This window comes from Sporosarcina sp. Y1011 (assembly GCF_057669885.1).
Genome location: NZ_JBYHFP010000001.1, coordinates 434,427 through 459,031, shown reverse-complemented (window position 1 = coordinate 459,031; position 24,605 = coordinate 434,427). Strand labels below are relative to the sequence as shown.

Annotated in this window: 24 protein-coding genes and 1 pseudogene; all 25 read right to left on the bottom strand. The window is 37.6% G+C overall.

Going from position 1 to position 24,605, the window contains the following annotated elements:
- Positions 1-226: 226 nt before the first annotated feature.
- Positions 227-382, bottom strand: coding sequence for a hypothetical protein (locus tag AC25Y5_RS02295; protein ID WP_488138893.1), 156 nt, complete (start codon positions 380-382; stop codon positions 227-229).
- A 375-nt stretch (positions 383-757) separates the two neighbouring features.
- Entirely contained in the window at positions 758-958 is a 201-nt protein-coding gene (locus AC25Y5_RS02290; protein ID WP_025783429.1) for a cold-shock protein, read from the bottom strand.
- A 535-nt stretch (positions 959-1,493) separates the two neighbouring features.
- Positions 1,494-2,045 carry a tyrosine-type recombinase/integrase gene (locus AC25Y5_RS02285; protein WP_488138892.1) on the bottom strand — a complete coding sequence of 184 codons (552 nt, stop codon included), beginning with the start codon at positions 2,043-2,045 and terminating at the stop codon, positions 1,494-1,496.
- 72 nt (positions 2,046-2,117) lie between these two features.
- Entirely contained in the window at positions 2,118-2,909 is a 792-nt protein-coding gene (locus tag AC25Y5_RS02280; RefSeq protein ID WP_488138891.1) for a tyrosine-type recombinase/integrase, read from the bottom strand.
- Between the two features lie 457 nt (positions 2,910-3,366).
- Positions 3,367-3,624 carry a DUF2651 family protein gene (locus tag AC25Y5_RS02275; protein ID WP_488138890.1) on the bottom strand — a complete coding sequence of 86 codons (258 nt, stop codon included), beginning with the start codon at positions 3,622-3,624 and terminating at the stop codon, positions 3,367-3,369.
- A 729-nt stretch (positions 3,625-4,353) separates the two neighbouring features.
- The gene (locus AC25Y5_RS02270) at positions 4,354-4,629 is read right to left on the bottom strand and encodes a hypothetical protein (protein ID WP_488138889.1); all 276 of its coding nucleotides are present in this window, start codon (positions 4,627-4,629) and stop codon (positions 4,354-4,356) included.
- A 435-nt stretch (positions 4,630-5,064) separates the two neighbouring features.
- Positions 5,065-5,813, bottom strand: a pseudogene (locus AC25Y5_RS02265) (isocitrate/isopropylmalate family dehydrogenase); the annotation flags it as partial.
- A 49-nt stretch (positions 5,814-5,862) separates the two neighbouring features.
- Positions 5,863-6,624: an SDR family oxidoreductase gene (locus AC25Y5_RS02260; protein ID WP_488138888.1), complete on the bottom strand. Its 762-nt coding sequence runs from the start codon at positions 6,622-6,624 to the stop codon at positions 5,863-5,865.
- A 122-nt stretch (positions 6,625-6,746) separates the two neighbouring features.
- The gene (locus AC25Y5_RS02255; protein WP_488138927.1) at positions 6,747-6,956 is read right to left on the bottom strand and encodes a hypothetical protein; all 210 of its coding nucleotides are present in this window, start codon (positions 6,954-6,956) and stop codon (positions 6,747-6,749) included.
- The gene (locus AC25Y5_RS02250; RefSeq protein WP_488138887.1) at positions 6,898-7,164 is read right to left on the bottom strand and encodes a nitronate monooxygenase; all 267 of its coding nucleotides are present in this window, start codon (positions 7,162-7,164) and stop codon (positions 6,898-6,900) included. Before AC25Y5_RS02250 ends, AC25Y5_RS02255 begins: the two co-directional genes overlap by 59 nt.
- Positions 7,128-7,520, bottom strand: a complete 393-nt coding sequence (locus AC25Y5_RS02245; protein ID WP_488138926.1) for an NAD(P)H-dependent flavin oxidoreductase — start codon at positions 7,518-7,520, stop codon at positions 7,128-7,130. Before AC25Y5_RS02245 ends, AC25Y5_RS02250 begins: the two co-directional genes overlap by 37 nt.
- Positions 7,521-7,992: 472 nt before the next feature.
- Positions 7,993-9,498, bottom strand: a complete 1,506-nt coding sequence (locus AC25Y5_RS02240; RefSeq protein ID WP_488138886.1) for a tripartite tricarboxylate transporter permease — start codon at positions 9,496-9,498, stop codon at positions 7,993-7,995.
- 62 nt (positions 9,499-9,560) lie between these two features.
- On the bottom strand, positions 9,561-10,022 hold the full coding sequence (locus AC25Y5_RS02235; protein WP_488138885.1) for a tripartite tricarboxylate transporter TctB family protein: 462 nt from the start codon (positions 10,020-10,022) through the stop codon (positions 9,561-9,563).
- Between the two features lie 133 nt (positions 10,023-10,155).
- A complete protein-coding gene (locus tag AC25Y5_RS02230; RefSeq protein WP_488138884.1) occupies positions 10,156-11,172 on the bottom strand; it encodes a Bug family tripartite tricarboxylate transporter substrate binding protein in 1,017 nt (338 codons plus the stop codon).
- A gap of 78 nt (positions 11,173-11,250) precedes the next feature.
- Entirely contained in the window at positions 11,251-13,425 is a 2,175-nt protein-coding gene (locus tag AC25Y5_RS02225) for an acetate--CoA ligase family protein (RefSeq protein WP_488138883.1), read from the bottom strand.
- A gap of 79 nt (positions 13,426-13,504) precedes the next feature.
- Positions 13,505-13,909: a MaoC/PaaZ C-terminal domain-containing protein gene (locus AC25Y5_RS02220; RefSeq protein WP_488138882.1), complete on the bottom strand. Its 405-nt coding sequence runs from the start codon at positions 13,907-13,909 to the stop codon at positions 13,505-13,507.
- Positions 13,910-13,921: 12 nt separating this feature from the next.
- Positions 13,922-14,707, bottom strand: a complete 786-nt coding sequence (locus AC25Y5_RS02215) for an OB-fold domain-containing protein (protein WP_488138881.1) — start codon at positions 14,705-14,707, stop codon at positions 13,922-13,924.
- A 123-nt stretch (positions 14,708-14,830) separates the two neighbouring features.
- Complete coding sequence (locus AC25Y5_RS02210; protein ID WP_488138880.1) at positions 14,831-15,982, bottom strand: thiolase family protein; 1,152 nt, start codon at positions 15,980-15,982, stop codon at positions 14,831-14,833.
- Positions 15,983-16,036: 54 nt separating this feature from the next.
- Entirely contained in the window at positions 16,037-17,209 is a 1,173-nt protein-coding gene (locus AC25Y5_RS02205) for an acyl-CoA dehydrogenase family protein (RefSeq protein WP_488138879.1), read from the bottom strand.
- 99 nt (positions 17,210-17,308) lie between these two features.
- Entirely contained in the window at positions 17,309-18,481 is a 1,173-nt protein-coding gene (locus tag AC25Y5_RS02200) for an acyl-CoA dehydrogenase family protein (RefSeq protein WP_488138878.1), read from the bottom strand.
- Positions 18,481-20,028 (bottom strand): acyl-CoA synthetase, encoded by a 1,548-nt coding sequence (locus AC25Y5_RS02195; protein WP_488138877.1) that lies wholly within the window; start codon positions 20,026-20,028, stop codon positions 18,481-18,483. Before AC25Y5_RS02195 ends, AC25Y5_RS02200 begins: the two co-directional genes overlap by 1 nt.
- Positions 20,029-20,050: 22 nt before the next feature.
- Positions 20,051-20,836, bottom strand: a complete 786-nt coding sequence (locus tag AC25Y5_RS02190; protein ID WP_488138876.1) for an enoyl-CoA hydratase/isomerase family protein — start codon at positions 20,834-20,836, stop codon at positions 20,051-20,053.
- A gap of 14 nt (positions 20,837-20,850) precedes the next feature.
- The gene (lpdA, locus tag AC25Y5_RS02185) at positions 20,851-22,557 is read right to left on the bottom strand and encodes a dihydrolipoyl dehydrogenase (RefSeq protein ID WP_488138875.1); all 1,707 of its coding nucleotides are present in this window, start codon (positions 22,555-22,557) and stop codon (positions 20,851-20,853) included.
- 17 nt (positions 22,558-22,574) lie between these two features.
- A complete protein-coding gene (locus tag AC25Y5_RS02180) occupies positions 22,575-23,585 on the bottom strand; it encodes a dihydrolipoamide acetyltransferase family protein (RefSeq protein ID WP_488138874.1) in 1,011 nt (336 codons plus the stop codon).
- 17 nt (positions 23,586-23,602) lie between these two features.
- Positions 23,603-24,601: an alpha-ketoacid dehydrogenase subunit beta gene (locus AC25Y5_RS02175; RefSeq protein WP_488138873.1), complete on the bottom strand. Its 999-nt coding sequence runs from the start codon at positions 24,599-24,601 to the stop codon at positions 23,603-23,605.
- Positions 24,602-24,605: the final 4 nt, after the last annotated feature.

The window sequence follows — 24,605 nt, the reverse complement described above, 5'->3', positions numbered from 1 at the left end:
TTAAAAGGCGTTCATATCGGGCTGTATCGCCCTATTCTGGAATGTCCCAGGAGGATGTGTAAATGTGTTGATAAACCTTGTGGCTATCACATTTCTAAATACCATGTGTTGTGTTTGATAAGAAACCAAGATTTACAACACTCTAATATGCGAGACAGAAAATCAATTACATTTTCCGTTAATCACCATCCTGATTTAACCAAGTATTCAGCCATCCAATTTCCTCTTACTGTAAACTCTGTTCTTCCTTCTTTTCTCTATCTACTACATTGTGCCAATTTGCTTCTTCCCATTCTAAGTGGGCTTCCCACTCACGCATTACTTTAATTGCCTTTTCTGTTTCTAATTGCTGTCTAAATTTGAATGGTATTATTTTCCCCATATTTACCATCACTTCCGATCTAATCTGTTCCTTCTATAATAAAGGTTTCAACCGGAAGAATCAAAAAAGCCTAAACTGGTTAAGTCTGGGCAAACTTGATATTACATCTGAATTTCGCTTCTTATATATTTCTATTCCTTCGTTCAGTAACGCACCCGTTTGTTGAATATCGATATGTTATTTTTCCCACCTTTTGGACATTGCATATCCAGAAGGGTAAAACGGTACATCTTTTTTACAAACGTTACTTTATTTTAAGCTTACACTTAAAATAAGCGCAGATTATCGATCAAAGTGACACAGATTACTAATAATAAAAACTAATTTAACCTCATAAAAAAAGACCCTACATGTAGGGTCTTTTTCTAGCTGCTATTAAGCTTTTTGAACGTTTGTAGCTTGTAGGCCACGTTGCCCTTGTTCAATTTCAAACGTTACACTTTGACCTTCGTCTAAAGATTTGAAACCTTCGCTTTGGATTGCTGAGAAATGTACGAATACGTCTTCTCCTGCTTCACGCTCGATGAATCCAAAACCTTTTTCTGCATTAAACCATTTAACTGTACCTTGTTCCATTATTGTTGCCTCCTAGTGCGGTTATCCACACAATGTGTTACTACCCTTGCTCAAATACCTTAGACGAAAAACAAAATTCTCAATCTGAAAAAGAACAAAAATAACTCTTTCTAAGAATAACAGATATATGATGAAATAGATAGCAAATCGATTATATAGTGACCTACGTAGACGAAAGTTCGACTCATTGAGATTATTTGTAATTTCTGTAGCTACCGAATAATAATTCTGTATACCCCTTATTACCATATTGAATAGCCAAACATTTTCAGGTGATTGGTGTTTCTGAATCGTCTTTATTGCTTGTTTTAGCTTTATCTGTGCATTTTCGAGTGACTTCTTTGTCATGTGTTATCGAGCAACATAAAGAGTTCTTTTATTCGTCTGCTTCCGAGGGGTAGCCGGATCGCCCCGCCGAACACACGAATAAACGCTATTAATACGCATTGATTAAGCGTTTAATAGCGGCTTTGTTTCGTAAGCTTATATTCGTTCATGAACACACATAGACATGCTGTAATCGCCCTGTTTGCGGTCAGAACAAGCCTAGACCACGGACAGACTCGCGTATCTCTTCATCACGTATTCCTATGTAACGACGTGTGATTCGCTGCGATGAATGATTAAGTATTTCCGATAATGTCACGATGTCTTTCGTCTTCTTATAGTAGAAATAGCCGAATGTTTTACGTAGAGAATGCGTTCCGATAAAATCCCAGCCTAGCAAATCAGCGGCCTTAGCGAGCGCCCTATATCCTTGTGTAGTCGATATGTGCCCACCCTTGGCCGACGCGAATAGGTAGCCCTCCGACGGCTGTCCGTCTAGGTAGTCGGTTATCTCCGGCATGATGTCATCAAGATAGACCTCGCGCATCTTCTTCGTCTTACCTTCCTTGACGAGAACGGTACTACGCCCCTTAACATCTTCGATACGCATCTGTACGATATCGCCTATTCGTAGCCCCGTTGTTATTCCGAGTTTGAAAAGAAGAACGTTGCGATCCGCTGTCAACGGTGAAGCTAGAATTATTGCCTTGATGAATTTCTCGATATCCTCGGTCGTTCTAATCGGCTGTACTTTTTGCATGAATTTCGCTCCTCTTTAGATGTACGGTTATGCCTTTTTATTGACTATACCATACATCAAAATGGAACGCAACTACGTCCGCTTATAATAATTCAGACGCTTCGCTATTGCGTTGGACTTCGGCGCATTAGGATTAATAATACCCTCGCCCTGCTGCGTGATAAATACGTAATCATTAACTACGCCCTTCTCTTCTCGGATGATCCGATTCTGCTCGAATAGTACCTCGAGTATTTTCTGTATCCGTCCGTCAAATGGAAGTAGAATGACTTTGCGATTCTTTAATAACGCACCTTCAATCCGCAGCAAACGATTCTCTAAGTCTATATGGCGTTCTTCAAGCGCAGACAAAGTGGCAAGCCTTATTCCAGTCTGATAGATTAATAGAATAGCCGAAGCGTCCCTCAAGTCGAGCAATCGTAAAATATTAAAAACGTCTTCTTCCGTAGCACCTTCTTTTACTTCTTCATCCACGCGTATTTGTATATTCTTCCAAAACATATCCGCCAACCATCCGTTATTAAAGCATTTCCCTAAGAACGCACAAAGACATTTTAATCGGATACGCTTCGTGGCCGGCTTAACGTTCATGGATGCTAGCCAATCGTAGATAGAATCTGCGTCAATAGCGAGCAGATACTCAACGTCCGTCTTAACGATATAGTCCATTACATACGTTTCATAATCGTGGATAGTACGTTCACGCAACCCACTGGCGCGCATTTGGCGAATAATGATTTCTAGCGCCTTTTCAATTGATAACGCGGATTTACGATTTATCGTTGATGCGGTCTCGATACCCTCCACGTCAAACATTTCGGGTAAATCCACGTCAACCGTCAAACCTTTCCGCTTTTTAGACAACAAAAAAACCTCCTAACGTAGAGTTAGAAGGCAGGCGTCCATAATTCGCAGTGTGACCGCTCATAGACCGCTTCTTTAACTTCGCTAGAAGGTTGATACGACGCGCTTTACAGGCGCTTTTTTAATGTCCCAGGAGGACGTTTTTAAGAGCCTTTAAATCCTTATACACCAGTGTTTCTTCTATTCAATGTGTATAAATTGCGTACAGACTTAATATTCATTAAATGTCATTTGAATGGAGGATGAATTTTCAATGTCGGGATGCTTTAGTAACTCCATCATCCAATAGCATCTAGAAATGAGTTAAAATCGAATTCCAAGCCATGTTCAAACATGCAGCCAGCTGTTTTGAATTATATGAAGAAAACTTCTGAATCAAGTTCCTGCAAGCGTTAATCTATTTTCCGGCTATTCTTGATCAACTCCTGTATTAATCATTTTTCTTCACCCATTCATTTCATACCCTTTTTATTAACTTCATAATGATACTTATGGTGACTGATAATATTGTTAAATTTATCACCCAAATGAAAAAGGTCTCATTAAAAAAAGTAAAAGTTAGTGCGGTGAAAACAATAAGGGTTAGTAATGGAATTACGAACCATTTTTTTATTATTATAAAACCAACAATTGAGATAACTGCAACAATTACAGAACAGATTAATAAAATCAAATGAAATTCCAACAGTCTCACCCCCTTTATACATTCTAGCATTATATTCATCCCTGTAAGTTCACGCTCTAAAACAACAATATTTACGAAAGCAGCCTAAATTAAATGCTTCAGTATGATTCAAAGGACCTCTGTGGTTTTTGTTATTTTCATGTGATTTTTAAAGTTAGTCTAAAATCACCTTCTCAATCGAGTAGGTGGCTGTTTATTTTCTGTAAGACCTGTTCAGTTTGTCCGCTTGCTAATTGTTGTTGTTCATCATTTCGCTCCTTACATGTTAATCGCCGGGGGGTCCGGAAATTTATTCGAATTTGCTTTATACTACGTTTGTATTCAAAAGGCCTTTAAGAGAATAGAAATTACTGTGATTATTTGGCGGTAAATAAGAAGGAGGTCTCTTCTATCTGTAAGAAATCGGAAGATAGAGGGGAGGGGGATTCTATGATTTTAGGATTTATCGCAATATAATTCAGCAAAATCGCCATGGTTCAATATAGCGACTAACGGTAAAGTTGATATCGATATAGAACAAGGGGCTATCCAAAAAGTCGCATAGACTTCCGAAGGAATGTACAAAATGGTGGATGAATGGTTAAGTTCCGTGTGAGTTTTTGTTATTTATTTTAGATCACATGAAAATGCAAAACGGTCATCTTCTCAATTAGAGTTGATGACTGTTTTTTTCTTCATTTTTTCATTCTTTAACTTCTCTACAAGCTAGTTACTTTTTTCATGTCTTTGGTTTCTTCTATATGAAGGCTCGATTGAAAACTAGCATATTGAACTTGTTCGAATAACTGGTACTGGCTCAAAGCTTTTTTTACCACTAGAAGTGATTAGATATTCAGTACTTATTTCCCCATCTATTTCAATTTTCTCCCCTACACTGTAATTAGCTAAACCTTCACTGATAATCGGAATGAGTTTAATTACGTCTCCCTTAAATTTTATACTTTCATCGCTTATAATAAATAAAATATTCATAGTCTTTTGTAGCGTATTATCAAGATAAGATCTTTTAGTATAAATTTCGCCTCGTACTCTCATGATTTATCACTCCTATTATTGGCAGATTGTTATAAAAGAGAGTTGTCCCCTATTCGTAACCATATCACCGTCCTAAAACCGGAATCTTGCAATATTTCTTCTCAAAGTTTGACAACATTTTTCCCTTAACGCATACAATACTTTTGCCGTACTGACCGCTAATGTCCTCATTAAATTGCTTTATAAAAGTTCGAATGATAATATTTTTCATGCTATCTTTTTCTGGTTTTCCGGAAAACTCATCTTGATTGGACAATGCTTCTGGTGTAGCACTAATAAACACCTTATTAGATAACCTGAAAAACTATACCTGTATGCGGTGTGGGATAAGATGTATGAATCATGTAAATAAAACACATGGTCATGATGAGAGTAAAACGTAATATAGTCTAACCACTCCCAACTATATTCTTTAGCTATCCCTATCTGAATAGCTTCTGTGGAAAGTAGTTCGACAAATCGATTCCCTAATTGTGAAGTTGAAGCTGCCCCACCTAAATCTGATGTAAGACTATCTTTTTCTACTAGAATTTCTTATATTCTAGATAAAATGGCTTCACCCCATTTATCTCCTCCAAAGAAGTCCATCATTTGACTAATCGACTAGATTGCAGCAATTGGACTCGCAATCCCTTTTCCAGAAATATCTGGAGCGAATCCGTATATCGGTTCAAACATCGAAGGATATTCGCACCCGTCGCTAAGCCCATTCCACCTGTAATTGCGGCACCAATATCTGTCAAAATACCTCCAAAAAGATTGGAAGTAACGACGACTTCAAAACGTTCAGGCTCTGTAACAAAGTAGAAACCAGCCGCACCTGCATACTCGCCTTCACTGTTTTCACGAGTAAACAGAAAACTGATTTCCTTCAACGGCGTGATTATTGGGAACAATAGCGTAATCTGTCAGACATTAAGATACTAATCAAATTCTTTACTAATTCTGAGTAATAGATCCCATAATGAGATATGATCAGGTACTCCTGGATAACCTACAGCACCCAGGTAGATGGCATCGAACTCCCTAAGTTGTTCGATACCGTCATCCGCCATCATCTTACCGTGTTCCAAATAATACTCGCATCCCCATGGAAACTCTGTGAAAGAAAAAGAGATTGTTGGATCTACTTTCTCAATGTCTTTTAATACTTTTACACCTTCAAAAACGACTTCTGGACCTATTCAATCTCCTGGTTTTAGAGCAATATTAAATGTTTTTATAACTTCCTCCTTATGCTTTTGGACCGCCCGCAACATATAGTACTTGACCTGATAAAAAAGAAGATTTTTTGCTTGCAAAGAAACATACTGCATGAGCGACATCCTTTGGTACCCCTACACGTTTCACAGGTATCTGTCTGCTTTTTACTTCTGTTAATTGTTCAAAGTTAATGCCATTTCTTTCAGCAACAGATCTCGTCATCTCTGTCGCAATGAATCCCGGAGCAACCGCGTTAACGGTAATATTATATCGACCTAGTTCCAATGCTAATGTTTTTGTAAACTCTTGAATTCCAGCTTTCGCAGCTGCATTTTTAGCTTGTCCTCGATTTCCTAAAGCGGATGCCGAGGATAAATTAACAATGCGACCGTAAGCGTTTTTCACCATGATTTCTTGAGCATATTTACTGCAAAGGAAAGCCCCTTTCAAATGGACATCCATCACTTGCTCCCAATCATTCGTACTCATCTTATATATCAAATTATCTCGGATGATTCCAGCGTTATTAACTAAAATATCCACTTTTTCATGAGTTTCTTTTATGGAATTAAATACTTTCGCCACATCAAATTCATTTGTAATATCTATATTAAACTTTTCGAAAGAGATATGTAATTCTGTAAATTCATTACAAACTTCATTTAAGGCAGAAATGTCTGAATCCAAGAGACAAACGAGTGCTCCGGCAAGACCTAATTCTTTCGCTATTTCTAGACCTATACCTCTTCCTGCTCCAGTAATAACAGCAATTTGATTGTCGAAATTAGTCAAACGTTAACACCTATTTCTCAATTATTTTTATTGGATAAATGAAGTAAACGACATTCATAATCTCCTACAATCTCTTCCATGATTTCAGCGACACTCTTTATTTCATCAATAAGATCAATCGTTCATCCGAACGCAATAACACCGCTTTTCAGACTTCCTGTTTCGATGAGTTCTTTGTAAGATTCTCCGCTTATATATGGAAATATTTCATCAAAAGATGCACCTCGCGCATCGATATCTGCAAGTCCAATCGTATGCTCTGTTTTCATTACTCTAGCTGTTTTTGCTATTGATTTCTTTATCAGTACCGTGACGGTTTCTTGCAGTTTCAATAAATAATCTTTCACATTTTGATGAAGTTTTTTTAGACATAAGAAATCGAGTTCCCTTTTGGACGCCTTCTGCACCTAGTGCGAGTGCTGCTAACACAGATCTTCCGCTTGAGAATCCACCAGGTGCAATGACCGGGAATGAGAGTGATTGTCTTGCCTTTTGAACAAGCGTTAAACTTGTTGTATCTTCTTTCCATGTCCACCACATTCATAACCATTAACAACGACTGCGTCGCATCCTAATATTTCAGACTTTTTGGCAAAACGAACGGAAGGAGCAACGTGGATTACTTTAATTCTGTTTGCATTTAACTGTTTCATATATTGTTCAGGATTATTTCCAGATGTGTATACGACTGAAATGCCAGCTTCAATAGCCCCTTCAATAAATTCATCCATTGCTTTTCGAATCCCAATATCGACCCAAAAAAGTTTATTTGTAAGCCTTCTTGTCGTTTTAATATCTTCCATCATTTCTTCTTTCGAGTTGTAACTACCTGCAGTGATCAAACCTATTCCACCCGCATTCGAAACGGCAGAAACTAAAGTGGAAGTGCCTAGAATTTGCAGAAAAAGGAGATAATAAGTTCAAAATAATAGATGCAGGAAAAATCACGATTTATATGAAAGAAGAGTTACTATAGTACGAATATTTGCTGGTATTATACCCGGTGTACTTCTTCAGTCGGAATGCCAAAGACAAAACGGTCTGGATGAGGTAAACCTTAAATATTGATCTTTTAATTAGAGGGGATTCCCCACCATGCTAAGGGCAATAGAGAATACCTGATTCTTTCATTTAGGCACCCACATCCCCTGCTGTAAAGTAAATATAGTATTAAGATACAACCTTATAAGATTATAATGAAAAGGTTTCGAACCAGTACTGAACCTAGATAAGTACTGTTTGACAGATTCCCTTTCTTGGTTTAAAAGCTTGTGTACTTCGTGATATTCAAGGGAGTTCCGAAAAGTTTGTTGAAACCATAATAACCATAAATGAATAAAATCTTGAAATCTGAATACAAATTTCCAACTACATCTCAATATCATTGGCAAGTAAATACCTTTTCTTACGTCTCGATGATATTATGCTAATAATAAAAATGAGTATACAAACGGTGACAATTACACCTGAAATCGGACGAGTAAAAAAGATCATGAACCCATTTTGAGAGGTTGCCAATGATTGAAATAATGCCGCCTCCATTTGCGAACCTAAAACAAAAGTTAAAATTGTAGCTGCTATTGGAATATCCAGTTTTTTCATTAAAAAACCAATAATTCCAAACAGTATCATTACTCCAACATCCCACAAACTATTCTTTATGCTGTAAACACCAACTATAGAAATAATAAGTATTAGTGGATATAAAAGCTTATAAGGGACCAACGCTATTTTTGCCCAAACTTTTGCTAAAGGTAAATTAAATATCAATAATATTATATTACCAATAAACATACTTGCAATAATGGCCCAAACAAAATTTGGATCATTTTTAAAAAGAGCTGGACCAGGCGTTAGGCCATGCATAATAAATGCACCAAATAGAACTGCTATTGTAGGTGATGTTGGAAGTCCCAATGTAAATAATGGAATCATGGCAGCACCACTATGCGCATTATTTGCTGCTTCGGGCCCAGCTACCCCTTCTATGGCCCCTTTTCCAAAACGAGTAGGGTCCTTTGCCATTTTCTTTTCCGTAGAATAGGATATTAGTGAGGAAATTACCGCATTTGCACCCGGAATTAATCCAAGAAAAAATCCTATCCCAGTTCCTCTACCAATTGACATCAAGGTTGGATTCCATTCCTCTTTTTCTGGTAAAAGCTTCTTAATTTTTGCAGGTTTTTCTGTTTTCGTTTTACTTTCCGCATTAATAAGAATCTCGGAAATACCGAAAAGGCCCATAGCTATTACAGCAAAATCAAGCCCTTCCATTAACTCGGGTTGTCCAAAGTTAAATCTTAATGCACCCGATACCGGATCCATTCCTATCAAAGATAAAATTAAACCAAAAATGGCTGCAATCAATCCACGTATCAAAGACGATCCCATCAATCCAACCAACATCATTAAGCCTAGCAGCATTAGTGAAAAAAATTCTGGGGGACCAAACTTCAATGCAAATTCAGCTAGTACTGGAGCAACAAATGTCAAACCTATTAGTGCAAAGATTCCCCCTATGAATGATCCGATGGCAGCAACCCCTAAAGCAGTGCCTGCACGTCCTTGTTTGGCTAACGGATGTCCATCTAAACAGGTAATTACAGAAGCAGACTCTCCAGGAGTATTAATTAAAACAGATGTGATAGTCCCTCCATACATGGCTCCATAGTAGATTCCAGATAGCATGATTATCGCCGAAACTGGTTCCATTCCAAAAGTAAGAGGAATCAATATTGCTGTCCCGGCAACTGGTCCTAACCCGGGAAGTACGCCAACCAACATACCTACGGAAACTCCAATAAAGCAGTACATTAAATTCCAACCGGTGAGAGCACTTTCAAAGCCATTAAACAATGAAACCAATGCATCCAAATTTATTCCCCCTTTGCACATCTATGACATTTACTAAATATTATTTATAACTATTTCCTTTACTAAAATCCCAATATATTTAAAGGTAACGGAATACTTAGGGCTGAACCAAATACCAAAAATAAGATTAGTGATACTCCTAATGAAATACTGAGATTTGAGTACCATTTATACTCTTTAAATAATAAAACAAACAAAAACAGTGTAGCAGAGATCACAAACCCTAAAAAAGGAAGCAGGATTAGTATTCCAATCATCGAAACTAGAATAAACAAGATTTTCTTTAAGCCATCTTTTGAAGAAGTTGATTTATCGTCCTCTTCATCTTTTTTAGCCGCCTTTAAAGATTCAAAAATATAGAAGACAGATAAGACAAATAAAATGCCACTTAACCATGTTGGAAAAAAACCTGGTCCTGGACCAAAATCTCCTGAGTAGGGAAACGCAAGTGATTGATAGAGAAAAACGAGGGAAAATATCAGTATCACAATTGCTGCCCAAAAACCTCCATTAAGTTTTCTCATTAGACTGCACCTACCTCTCTTAACAAAACGACTAATTTTTCTTTCCAAAAATAATCGATAGATATTCTTTATTTAAGCATCAATAGAAGGAAAATATCCCTTCTATTGATGTTCTATTAATTAATACTCTGTCTCACTCGATTAATCCAGATTTCTTCATTATTTCCCCTGAAAGTTGATGGCTTTCTTCAATAATCTCCTTAAATTCTTCTGGTCCAGCATAAGATAAATCAGTATATAAAGCATTAAACTTCTTTATTACTTCTTCGTCTTCCATAGCCTGTTTAAACGCATCATGGACAATAGTTATAATCTCTTTAGGTGTCCCTTTTGGTGCTAATAGGCCAATAAATGAATCAATACCCGTATCAAGCCCCTCATCAGCCAATAGTGGTAAATCTTCAAAGTCTTCCGTTTTATTAGTTCCAAAGATGGCAAGTGGCCGCACTTTCCCAGCCTCTATCTGTGGTATAGCATCATATGTCTGAAGGCTAACTCCCTTTACATGCCCTCCTAATAGAGATGTCATTGTTGGAGTGCTGCCGTCGAAATGTGCAATCTTCATTTCCGTATCCAAAGCCTGATTTACTGCTTCTATGTTAATATGTGTAATTCCGCCTACTCCATTTGAACCGAAAGTAAATTTACCAGGATTTTGTTTAATATAATCAATCAATTCCTCATATGTCTGCCAAGGTGCATCATCTTTTACAAGTAATAAACTTGGCACGGAAGTAAATTGAATGATTGGTTCAAAATCCTCTATACTATATGGAGTTTTTTCATAGTGTGTCTGCAAAGCAAGGTTTGATATCGATGCAAATCCTAAAGTATAGCCATCAGGTTCTGCTTGTGCCACGGCAGATAATCCAATTGTTCCTGCTCCTCCTGGTTTATTCTCTATTATTACTTCAACGTTTTTTGGAAGATACTTCAATACAGCATCAGCTAAAGTACGTGCTTGGGTATCAGTTCCTCCACCTGGTGCATATGCAACAATTATTTTGATCATCTTTTTAGGATAGTCCCCCCCAGAACTAGCTGATGCTTCATTCGCACTGCTAGTAGATGTTGTATTTCCACACCCAGTTAATAGCAGTAATATAGAGAGTAAACTAGCAAGCATAAAACACAATTTTTTCCTATTCAAAAAAATCACCCCTACTGATATTTTTTTTTGAAACGGTACACCTGAATGTACTTCATATATTCATCTTCTCGTTTTTACCTAGATGTTGAGATAAATAGGATTCTTTGTGCTGTCATTTAATCTATTAAGTTCTTCATACGATTTTTTCGTTATTGCCAGACCATCTAAAATCCAATATTGTCCTGTTTCAAGATTAATAGCCAGTGGATTAATTTCTAATTCAACCATTTCCTCCTCATGCTTTAAGAAGAAGTTGCTTAAATTAAGTATGATATCGGCTAAGTAGCTAATATCAATTTTTGGTTTTCCACGATATCCTTCAAGTAATATACTGCTTTTTAGGCTTTTAATTTTTTTGATTATTGTTTCCTTACTGACTGGAAGATATAAAGTGGTTATATCCTTTAATACCTCTACATAAATTCCGCCGCTTCCCAATGTCAAAGTAGATCCCAGAATTTGGTCTCTTTGAAATCCAATAATAAGTTCTTGGTCAAATTTCACCATTTCTTGAACTAAAATACCTTGCGTCTTAATTCCTAACTGCTCACTTTTTTCAAATAATTGCTGGATTCCCTGATTCAATCGTTTCTCGTTTCCAATATTTAGAAGAAGCCCTCCATGCTCACTCTTGTGCAACAGCTCACTACTTTGTATTTTTAATACCACTGGATAATTAATCCCGCTATCGCGCATCTGGATTAGGGCATCTTTGATATTATGAATCAGTACTTCTTTTGGGAATGGGACATCATAATTCTTTAATAAGTTTTTCGTTTCGTATTCTGTTAATTCATATACTGTATCTTGATTTTCTAGACTATTATTATTTGATGAATTTTCAATTCCTAACAAAAATGGTATATCTGTAAGAAGAGACTTTTGACGGTCACATCCATTAAACAATTGCGTTAAAGTTTCTATTACATCGGGTATATCTTCATAAACAGGAATATTAATAGATTCAAATCTTTCAATAATTTCCCTTGTAGCTCCAATCCATACCACAGAAACATGTTTTTTCTTCATTATGTTCGATTTTTTAATAGAATTGAATAATTCATTGCTAATACTTTTCATTAGACCTATAAATATTACTATATTATTAATTTTGCTATCGTTTTCTAAAATATTTAGAGTATTTGCAAATATAGTCTGATCACTAAGAACATGACCGGTTATATCCATTGGATTTTGAACAGTGGCAAATGAAGGTAATGTCTTTTTGAGCTTATCAATTGACTCATTATCAAAATCAAGAACTCTCATTCCAAGATTAGCAGCCTCATCCGCCAATAAAACTCCTGCTCCGCCAGAAACTGAAATAATACCTAATGTATTGTCTTTAGGGAACCCTTGATATAATAGCGACTTACTAACTCTAATCATTTCGCTTAGACTACGGACACGAATAACACCAAGTTGTTCAAATAATGCCTGATATTTAGAGTCTACACCAGTCATCGAACCTGTATGTGATGAAGCAGCCTTGCTTCCAGCTTCAGATGATCCAGCCTTTATCAGGACAATCGGTTTACCTACCTTTGCAGCTTTTAGTACTGATTTTTTAAACAAGTCTCCATCTTTAATATCTTCCAGATACACCCCAATAACTTTAGTATCTGGATCATCAACAAAATAATCAATGAAATGAGATGTGTCTAAGGTTACCTCATTTCCAGTGGAGACCCATTTACTTAATCCAACACCGCTTTTCTGAATTAGATCTAGGAAATAGGCTGCTAAAGCACCGCTTTGAGATACAAATCCAAATCCTCCTTTTACTAGCTGAAGTGACTCCATAGCTGTTGTAAAAGAAGCTACTAAACCTGTTGAAGCATTAATCATGCCCAGACAATTTGGACCCAATATCGCTAAGTTATGTTCTATTGCTAACTTTTTTAGATTACTTTGAAGTTGACATCCCTTTTCGTTTGCTTCTGCAAAGCCAGAACTGAATACTACATAGGAATGAACCCCATATTTGATACACTTTTTGATTTCTGTTTCAACTCGATCTGCTGGTACAGCAAGAACTGCTAACTCAACGATGTCGTTAATTTGGCTTATATCTGAAAAACAAGGTATACCCATAACTTCAGTATATTTAGGATTGATAGGAAAAACTTTTCCTGTGAATTTTTGATCTTGCAAATATTTAATTGGTCTTCCACCAATCTTAACTGGATCAGAGGTAGCTCCTATAACTGCTATTGATTTTGCTTCAAATAACTTTTTAATTATATTGGTCATTTATATAACACCCTTTTAAGTTATTGTTCATCAAATAGTTTTGAGCATGTAATGGAAATCTAGTTGTATCTTCTACTTATTATGAAACTAACTCTACATCTCCTTTTACCACTTCCTCATCGCTAGAGTTACTAATTCCAACAGTCAGATAATACTTTTGACGATCCGTGTGGTCAGCTAAAGGTTCCATTTTCTCAATGCGAATAACAGCTTGGATTGTCTCATTTACTTTCACCGGTTTTTGAAAACGAATATTCATTTTTAAAGCATTTAATGATTCTACCCCAAAAGTCTCTATTATTAATTCCCACAATAAATTAAGTGAGAGCATACCATGGGAGATAATACTGCCAAATTGGGTAGTTTCCGCAAAAGCTTCATCTACATGAATTGGGTTAAAATCATTTGACATTTGTGCATAGCTCAAGATTCGTTTCTTAGTGACATGGAGTTTATTAGATAATATCAATGCTCCCTGATTCAATTGTTAATCCTCCTACTCAGCCCATAAGATTTTCATTCGGCCTTCAACCAACAGGGTACCATCCTCTGAAGTTGATTCCGTTTTGATGGTTACCCATTTCCGGTCATTTTTAATTACTTTATCTTCTATCAAAAGTTTAGTTATGACAGTCTCCCCAACCTGAATGGGTTTATGATAGTGAAAAGTTTGGCTCCCGTGAACATTTCCTGGCGGTCTACCGCATAGTGTTGTATCGTATGTTTTCATAACGATGACTCCACACATTCCCGCTGGAACCGTTCTATATACTTTTTTCTCAATTGTGAAACCTGCGTAAATCTCTTGCCATTGATTCACCTTTTCGACACTACATATATATTCCTCCTGACCATATACTTTCCCTAGTTTTAATCTATCGAAAGTTAACATCAACTTAAACTGAGGAATAACAGTGTCTTCCGATCTTTTTTCGAAATCTATTATTACACGGTCACCGATTTTGACATCTCTCTCTGTTCCGACAATATTACTCATCATCCGAAAACCTTCATCTAAATCTATTAACGCTAATATATATGGAACATCCTCTTTGAATGCTGGACTGGGAGCTCTATGGACATGAGTAAAAGTTCGAATTGCACCTTTACCCTTTGATTCTCGATACTCTAAATTCTTGCTTCCACAGTGCTTGCATTGACTTCGCGGATAAAATTGGACTTCATTACAACTTAAACAGTGTTGATATATTAATTTTCCTTCCCTGCAGCTATCCCAATATTCAGATGACTCAGCAGTAATATAAGGTAGTGGTTTTTGCATAGTAACACCCCATAGGTTTTTAAAATACTTATTTTAATATTAGTTTGTTAATCTGATGCTTGAAACTGTGATAACCATTATTCTACTCATTTAGACACTCTCAAGATTTTCACTTTCATTCATTTACTCATTCCCTAAAATTAATGAACAATGAGCAGAAAGAATACCCCCATCTCCATGTACAAACGCCGTTTTTGCAAGAGGGACTTGTCTTCCGTGTGCCTCGCCTCTTAATTGCCTCACTGCTTCAATTGCATGCCATAGTCCGCCAGCTGCTCCGGAATGTCCATATGATAATAATCCACCATGAGTATTAAGCGGTATTCTACCGTTTAGCCCAATTTCTCCATTAGCAATATGGTAACCAGCCTCACCTTTACCAAAGAATCCAATAGATTCTAGTTCAATAAGCAACGTAATTGTAAAAGAATCATAAATCTCTGCGACATCGATATCGCCGATAGAAATTCCTGCTTGTTCAAATGCAAGCTTAGAAGATTGCTTGCACCCAAAATCAGTCAGTGAAGGGGCTTGACTAATATGTTCATGTGTGTGACCTTGACCAGCACCCATGACTTTCACCGGTCTTTTTTGTAAATTTCTTGCAACTTCTTTAGAAGCCACTATTATTGCCCCTCCACCATCCGATACTAAACAGCAATCTAACATGTGTAATGGACTAGAAATCATCTTAGAGTTTAATACTTCTTCCACAGTTATAGGCTCTTTTTTATGAGCATTTGGGTGAAGTGCTGCATGATTACGCATCGTTACGGCAATTTGTGCCAGAGTCTCCGATGAAACATTATAGTAATCCATATAGTTCGTTGCTACTAATGCATATAAGGATGGTACGGTGATTCCATATGGTGCTTCATATGCAGGATGTCCAATACCAGATAATGCTTGAACAGCTCCATCTCTGGTTAGTCCCGTTAGCCTGTTATCTCCAGTGACAATTAATACCGTTTCACATTGTCCAGATTGTATTAATGCTTGAGCATGCATAATCAAGGCGCACCCAGTGGCTCCTCCCAATTGGACCGCAGCCGTATACTTTGGAGAGATACCGTAGTATTCACAAAAAACAGAACTTAACATTAGATGGGGTTCTACTAACGAATAAGCAGTTAGCACACCATCAATTTCCTCTTTCTTTAATCCTGCATCTTCTAATGCCTTTGTAGATGCTTCTGCATGTAATTGCATAGTACTAGATCCTTGCAATTTACCTACAGGTGTATCCCCTACTCCAACTATATATGAACTTTTCATTACCACACCTCTTTTAATAGTATGAACTTTAGACACTACCTCCTTTAAAATTAATCACCTGTTTTTCTGTATTTTGCTTTTATTAACCAAACCTATTTGCTTGGCAATGATATTTTTTTGAATTTCAGATGTACCTTCTCCAACCGTATATACAAGAGCATCCCGTAAAATTCTTCCTACCGGATATTCTCGCATCATTCCATATCCGCCATGTATTTGAATGGCTTCTCGGGCAGTTCTCACGGCAACTTCCGATGCAAATAGTTTTGCCATTGAAGCCTCTTTGTCACTTTTCATTCCTTTATCCAGCAGCCAGGCAGCCTGGTAAACTAGTAGTCTTGCAGCCTGCACCTCGGTATACATATCAGCGATTTTATGATTTATAGCTTGGAAATTCGCGATGGGCTCCCCAAATTGAATTCTTTCTTTTGCATATTGACTAGCATTTTCCAAGGCTGCTTGTGCCATCCCAACACAATTTGCCGCAACCCCAATTCGGCCTTCACTTAAGGTGCTCATTACCCCGCTAAAATTACCTTCCATGCCACCAATTAAGTTTTCAACTGGCACTTCGCAATCATCGAAGAATAACTCCGCAGTTTCAGAAGATCGTATTCCTTCTTTTTTCAACTTTCTTGAGATATTAAATCCTTTAGCATCTGTATCCACAATGAATAGACTTATACCCTTATAGCCCATTTCAGGATTTGTATATGCAGCCACTATTACGAAATCTGCAAACGTTGCGTTCGTAATAAATGTTTTGCTACCTCGGATTATATATTTATCTCCCTTTCTTACCGCAGTAGTCTTCATTGATTTTACATCAGAACCTGCACTGGGTTCTGTTAACCCAAATGCCGCTATTTTTTCGCCTTTAATAGCGGGTCGTAAATACTTTTCCTTTTGTTCTTCGGTCCCATAAGCATAAATAGGATATGTTCCTAAATGGGAATGAGCTGACCACGCGGTTGCAAATCCTTGTGAAACTCTAGATAGCTCTTCACGGAAGATGCATTCCGTAATTTTGTCAACCTCTAATCCTCCATATTCAACTGGATAGCGGATACACAGGTAATTATCCCTGCCCATTTTTTTAAATAACTCAACTGGAAAAACCTCTGTTTCTTCTGCATCATCGACTAATGGAGCTACCTCACGTTCAAAATATTTCCGAATCGTTTCTTTAAACATTTGTTGTTCATCTGTAGACTCAAAGGACCACATGGTTAATTCCCCCTATTCGCGTATTTCTACTGCTAAAAGTTAGTTCTTAATCATTTCCTCTTTCAAGTACTTATTTAGAATGATTAAATTCCCACAAAATCAATAGGATCTTGGCATTCCCAAATTATGCTGAGCGATATAGTTTAAAATCATTTCTTCTGAAACTGGTGCAATTTTAAAGAGGCGAACATCTCTCCATAATCGTTCAACATGGTATTCTTTTGCATAACCAAAGCCTCCCAGTACTTGCATCGCTCGATCACAAAGTCCAAAAGCTGATTTACCAGCAATTAATTTTGCTGTATTAGCTTCTGCCCCATTCGGAAGTGATTGATCATATAGCCAAGCAGCCTTGTAGTTCATTAATTGAGCAACATTAATTTCCGCACTAAGCTCTGCAAGAGGAAATTGAATTCCTTGGTAGGCACCAATTGGCGTATTGTTAAAAACAATTCTCTCTTTTGAATAATCCACTGCTAATTTAAGCGCCAGTTCACCTGTACCTACTAGACCAGCAGTTGTGACAATTCGTTCGGCGTTAAGAGTATCAACAAGATAACGCCAGCCTTTTCCTTCTTCGCCAAGTAAATTATCTTTATGAACGATTAAATTTTCGATAAACACTTCATCAGATTGGACACAATGTGTCCCGACTTTTTCAATAGGTTGCGTAATAATCGCCGGATCTTTTGCATCGACTAAAAACAAACTAATTCCATCTGTTTTCCTCTGAACTTCTTCCTTTTTCGTTGTCCTTGCCACAAGCAGCATCTTGTCAGCTACATTCACGCCTGAAATCCAAGTTTTCTGACCATTAATGATATAATGATCGCCCTCTTTTCTCGCGAAGGTAGTAATCTCAAGAGAATTGCTTCCAGCATTCGGTTCTGTAAGGGCCATACAGAAATTCATCTCACCAGAAGCAATCTTAGGTAAGTATTCTCGTTTTTGAACTTCACTCCCATGACGTTCAATCGTTATGCCCCCGAATATAGGTGTTAGCATAAATAACTGACCAACGGTTGAACCTGCACCTGCTTTTGCCAGTTCCTCAATTACCATCGCCATTTCAACTAGACCTAAACCAACGCCTCCATATTCTTCGGAGATCGCTATACCTATATAACCGTTTTTTCCTAGTTCACTCCATAATTCATGAACAAACTCATGCTTTGCATCTTTTTCCCGCCAGTATTCTAAGCCAAACTTGTTGGCAATTTTTCTAACTCCTTCTTTTAACATTAATTGATCTTGAGTGATTTCAAAGTTCATTATGCTTGCTGCCTCCTATTTTCTCTTAATTGTCTTTTTAATACTTTTCCTGAAGGGTTTCTCGGTAATTCATCCACAAATTCAATTTCTTGTGGAACTTTATATTTTGCTAGCTTTTCCTCGCAAAATGAGAGGAGTTGCATTTCTGTTATGTTCTTGCCTTCCTTTGCAACAATATAAGCTTTTGGAACTTCTCCCCATTTTGGATGAGGGATCCCAATAACGGCAGCTTCTAACACGGTTGGATGCTCGTATAGAACCCTTTCCACCTCAAGTGAAGCGATATTTTCTCCTCCACTAACGATCATATCCTTCTTCCGATCAGTGATGAATAAATAGCCTTCTTCGTCCACATGGCCCATATCTCCTGTATGAAACCATCCGTTTCGAATCGCTTTTTTGGTCGACTCTTCGTCTCGCCAATATCCTTTTGTCACCTTTGGTCCTCGGAAGATAATCTCTCCAATTTCACCTGTCGGAACTTTGTTCCCGCCGGTATCGACAACACTCATATCCAAGTGGATGCAAGGTTTTCCCACAGATCCAAGCTTTTCAAATGTTTTAGAGCGTGGTAGGAAGGTGTCACCAGAAACGGTTTCTGTTAACCCATAGGCATCGCAGAACCAGGCATTTGGAAACAACTTTTGAACCTTTTCAACTAATGGTTCTGGCATCCTTTCTCCACCCGCAATGATAAAACGAATCGAATCAAGATTATATTGATGGGCTTGTTCAAACTGAAGTAACATATTAATCATAGCTGGTGCTAACCAAATGTTGGTTGGCTTCTCTTTCTCAATTGCGGCGAGTACTTTCTCGGGATCAAATTTCCTTAAGATTAAGACACTTCCTCCTCGATGCAGTACACCAGTGGAAGGAAGGTCCAATCCACCTACATGGTAAAGGGGACCAACGATTAACGTTTTATCCTCTGGCCCAATGTTAAAGTTCCATATGTGGCCAATATTTTTCCAGTATAAGTTTTCAAAAGAAATTGTTACTCCTTTTGGTCGAGAAGTTGTTCCGGATGTATACATTAATCGATGTAAGTCGTCTAATTCTACATGTGCGTCTAGAACTTTTGAACCTAGATTGGAATCTATTACTTTCTGATAGGATTTCCATGACTCTACCTCTTTCATCGATAAGGAAACATAATGTTGAAGTTCTGGTAAATTCCCTCTAATACTATCAATCTCATTGTGGAAGTCATCTTCACTGATAAGGGCTTTAGCGCCAGCATTTCCTAAGATATAAGCAAGTTCATCTGCAGCTAAGCGAAAATTGAGCGGCACAAAGATTGCACCGATGCGATTGACTGCGAAAATAATCTCAAAATATTCAGAACAATTGTAAAGTAAAATCCCGACTCGATCTCCATGTTCGATGCCAAGAGAGAGAAGCCCTTGTGCTAACGCATTCACTCGATCATTCAACTCTTTGTAGGTAATTCGTTTATTTTCATAAACGATTACCTCTTTATAAGGATTTTCGTCTGCCCATTTGTTAACAACAGATGAGAAGTTGATATTTCCCTCAATACTCAATGTGCACTCCCTCCAAAGACAATTATCTTCCCAAATAATTTGGTTTCCTTTTTTCTAAAAATGCACTTAAACCTTCCACACGATCCTCTGTACTAAAGTTAACAAGCCATGCTTCTGCTTCTAAACTTAATGCATTATCAAGGGAGATTTCACTGCCTTGGTTAATCGCTTTTTTAGACTGGATCACAGCTATTGGACTATTTGCCAAAATGCTTTCAGCTAGTTCAACACAGCTACTCATAAGTTCATCATGTGGGACAACTCGGTTCACAATCCCTAATTCTTTTGCTTCTTGGGCAGAAATGCGTCTTCCCGTAAAGACTAACTCTTTCGCAACACCTTTCCCAACTAACCTTACTAATCTTTGAGTTCCTCCCCAGCCTGGATAAAGTCCGATACAAACCTCCGGGAGACCTAATTTCGCCTTATTTGAAGCGATGCGAATATCACAAGCTAATGCTAACTCGCTTCCGCCTCCTAATGCATACCCATTAATCGCAGCAATGACTACTTTGTTGCTGTTTTCTATTTTGCTTAATACGCCTTGTCCTTTATAAACAAATCTCTCACCTTCGACTAAACTCATACGTTTCATTGCATCAATATCTCCGCCAGCAACGAATGCTTTCTCTCCACCGCCAGTAATAATGACAACACGAATCTTTTCATCTTTTTCAATTGAATTGAAAATGGTTTCTAACTCTTCTAAAACCTCATCATCAATCGCATTTAACACATCTGGACGATCAATTGTGATGGTGGCAATTCCAGACTCGATTTGGGTGCGAACATATCTTACTTTTTCCATACATATCTTCCTTTCTATACATGAATTCCTTTGCCCATACTTGCTAAAGTAGCTTCTAGCAAACCTTCAGATAAAGTAGGGTGCGGATGGATTGTAGCTGCTATTTCCTCAGTTGTCGCCTCAAGATTTATAGCAAGTACTCCTTCAGAAATTAATTCAGACGCATTCGGTCCCACAATATGAATCCCAAGAATTTGATTGTATTTTTTCTCGCGAAGGACTTTTACAAACCCTTCTGCTTTTCCATTTGTTAATGCACGCCCATTGCTGTTAAAATAGTACGTACCAGTCTGATAATCTATATTTTTTGTGTTCGCCTCTTTCTCCGTAAGACCAACAGACGCGATTTCAGGGGACGTGTAAATACAACGTGGAATCGATTCGTAATTTATTTTTTTTTGATATCCCATGCAATTTTCAGCTGCAACCATCCCTTGCGCTGAAGCAACATGTGCTAGATTTTCTTTTGCTGTTATGTCCCCAATTGCGAAAATTGATGGGATACTTGTACGAAGTGAATCATCGACCTTGACTCCCCCATTTTCTTCTTCAAGTCCTATTTCCTGTAGCGTTTCTAGTCTGGCTTTCCTACCTGTTGCAACAAGAATCTCTTTTACAACTATTTCTTTGTAATGACCGTTGTGTTCGATGTATAAAGTCTTATCGGAATTCTCTTCATTAATTTCTTTTACTTGCGAAGAGATAAGGATTTCGACACCATCTTTTTCAAGAGATTTTTTCAGAAATTGAGCAACGTCATGATCCGTACCTGGAAGAATTTCGTTTTCACTCTCAATCAGTACGACTTTTACACCTAATGGAGCATATATACCAGCAAATTCACAACCAATGGCCCCAGCACCAATAATCGCAATACTTTCAGGTAATTCCGTCAATGAAAGTGCCTCTATGCTTGTCAATGGATTGGCATTTTTTAGACCTGGAATGTTCGGAATATTGGCCTCTGAACCTGTAGCTAAAATAATATTATTGCTAGTAATGGTTTCTATTTCACCATTGCTCTTGGTGACCTTCACCTTACTTGGAGAGACTACCTCACCTACCCCATTCAAAACGATGACCTTGCTTTTCTTCAGCAAATGACTTATTCCTTTTTGAAGTTGTTGGATGAGCATTTCCTTTTTCTTCATCAGTTTTGAAAAATCTATCGTTGGTGGAGGATAATAGACACCAAATTCTGATGAAAGATGATGGATTTTGGTAAGTTCTGCTCCTTTGAGTAATGTTTTAGTGGGAATGCACCCTGCATTTAAACAAACTCCACCCAGCTCATTCTGTTCAACTAAAACGACTTTTCCTCCTAATTGTGCAATACGGATAGCTGCAACATACCCCCCAGGACCACCACCAATTACAACAGCATCGTAGCTAGGTGAAGCGCTTTCATTTGAAGGACTCTCTAACACTTCATTAGCTGAATGAAGGTCTGTGTTTTCATGTTCATCCTTCTTCGAATGGGCGGTAAGCAAAGTGGCTAATCTTTCGCCAACGAGAACTTCCTCACCTTCTTGCTTTATAATCCTAACAATTATTCCATCTTCTGGTGACTCTACTTCCACTGTCATTTTTTCTGTCATTAATTCTGCAATGGTGTCATTTTTCTTAACTTTTTCACCTTCTGCAACTAACCATGAGGTGACAGTTGCCTCCGTCATCGTTAGACCTGCCTTAGGAACAATAATATCCATTTCCATTTTCATTTTCATATCTCCTAGTTTTATAGTGACAGAATATCTTCTGGATTTTCAATGAAATTTTTAATTTCCCCCAAAAACTCTGCTGCCGGTGCCCCATCCATAACACGATGGTCAAATGAAAGGGATAAAACCATCGTTTTTCCAATACGAATTTGACTGTTTTCTACAATAATGTCTTCAACCATTCTACCAACACCCAGAATGGCACTTTCAGGTTGGTTGATCACGGGTGTAAAGGCATCCACCTCATACATCCCTAAATTACTAATAGTAAATCTACTATTTTCAGTATCAGTTAGCTTCAGCTTTCCTGCTCGGGCTCTGTTTACTTGATCTTTTACGTCAATAGAGATTTGCTCAAGCGTTTTATAATCGGCATTTTGAATGACTGAAACAATTAACCCTTCCTCCTGTGCTATGGCAATCCCAATATTGATATCATTATGATAAGTGAGCATCTCTTCTTCTAACGAAACATTGATCTTAGGATGCTGGAGCAGGCTAGCGGCAACAATTTTTATAAGTAAATCTGTAAAACTAATTTTGACGTTGTTTTTTTCCATATAAAGATTTCGGTAGTTAACTAGATGCGTTGCTTCGGTTTTTACTGTCAGTGTTACGTGAGGAGCATTTCTTTTACTAGCAGTCATCCTTTTGGCAATCACTTTTCGAATTCCTGATAATGGGATTTTCTTTTGTTCAGTGATGATATTTGAATGATGGACTTGTTTTAAAATATCATCACTGACAATTTTCCCTTCTATACCGGTCCCTGTTACTTTTTCATAATCAAATTTTTCAATATTGGAAATATTTAAAGCGAGTGGAGTTATCTTTCTACGTTGTTTCTTAGGTGTAGTTAATACATTTGTATGACTATTCATTTTTTCCATATAATAAATGAGATCTTCCTCAATAATTCGTCCATTTGGACCACTTCCGTCAAATTGATCTAGAACAACCCCTAATTTCTTCGCATAGGCTCTTGCTCTAGGGGAGGCAAAGGAAGTTTTATCTATTAACAAGGTCAATATTCCCTCCTCCTTTATTAATGGCTGGCGATTGAAAATTGGCGCCCAACACAAATTTTTTCAACTGCCTTGATGATATCGTTTTCATTTGGCAAATAATAGTCTTCGAGTGGCTTACTATATGGCACTGGTGTAAATGGTGCTGCAACTCGTTGGATCGGCGCATCCAAATAATCAAAGACCTCTTCTTGAACTATGGCAGCAATTTCTGCACCTACGCCGCCAATTTTAACTGCTTCATGTACAATGATTAGTCGGCCTGTCTTTTTAACGGATTGTTTAATTGTTTCTGTGTCTAAAGGTGAGATTGTTCGTGGGTCAATTATCTCAGGTGATATACCTTTATCTTCCAGAAATTTTACAGCTGCCAATGCTTTATTAACCATTTGCCCTAGAGCAACAATGGTAACATCATTTCCTTCTTTGACAACTTTCGCTTTCCCAATCGGAATCGTATAATCTTCTTCTGGTACTTCACCTTTCATCCCATACAATGCTTTATTTTCAATGAAGACCACAGGATTATTATCGCGAATCGCTGCTTTCAACAAACCTTTTGCATCATATGGATTCGAAGGCATCACCACTTTTATACCAGGAATATGAAATAAAAGCGCTTCTAAACTTTGAGAATGCTGAGGACCGGCGTTTACACCTGCTCCACATTGGGTCCTAATCACTAATGGCAATTTCATTTGTCCCCCAGACATATATCTCATCTTGGCGGCTTGATTGATAATTTGATCGAAACATACGGCAATAAAATCCATAAACATGATTTCAATGACCGGTCTCATTCCTGTAGAAGAGGCACCAATTGCCATTCCGACTATTGCCGATTCACTTATGGGTGTGTCTACGACACGAGCCGGACCAAATTCATCCATTAATCCACGTGTAATGCCAAAGGAGCCACCAGCATCCCCCACATCTTCTCCAGCAATAAAAACAGTCGAATCTTTCTGCATTTCTTCTCGTAGTGCATTATTAATAGCTTTGTTATATCGAATGAGCATAATT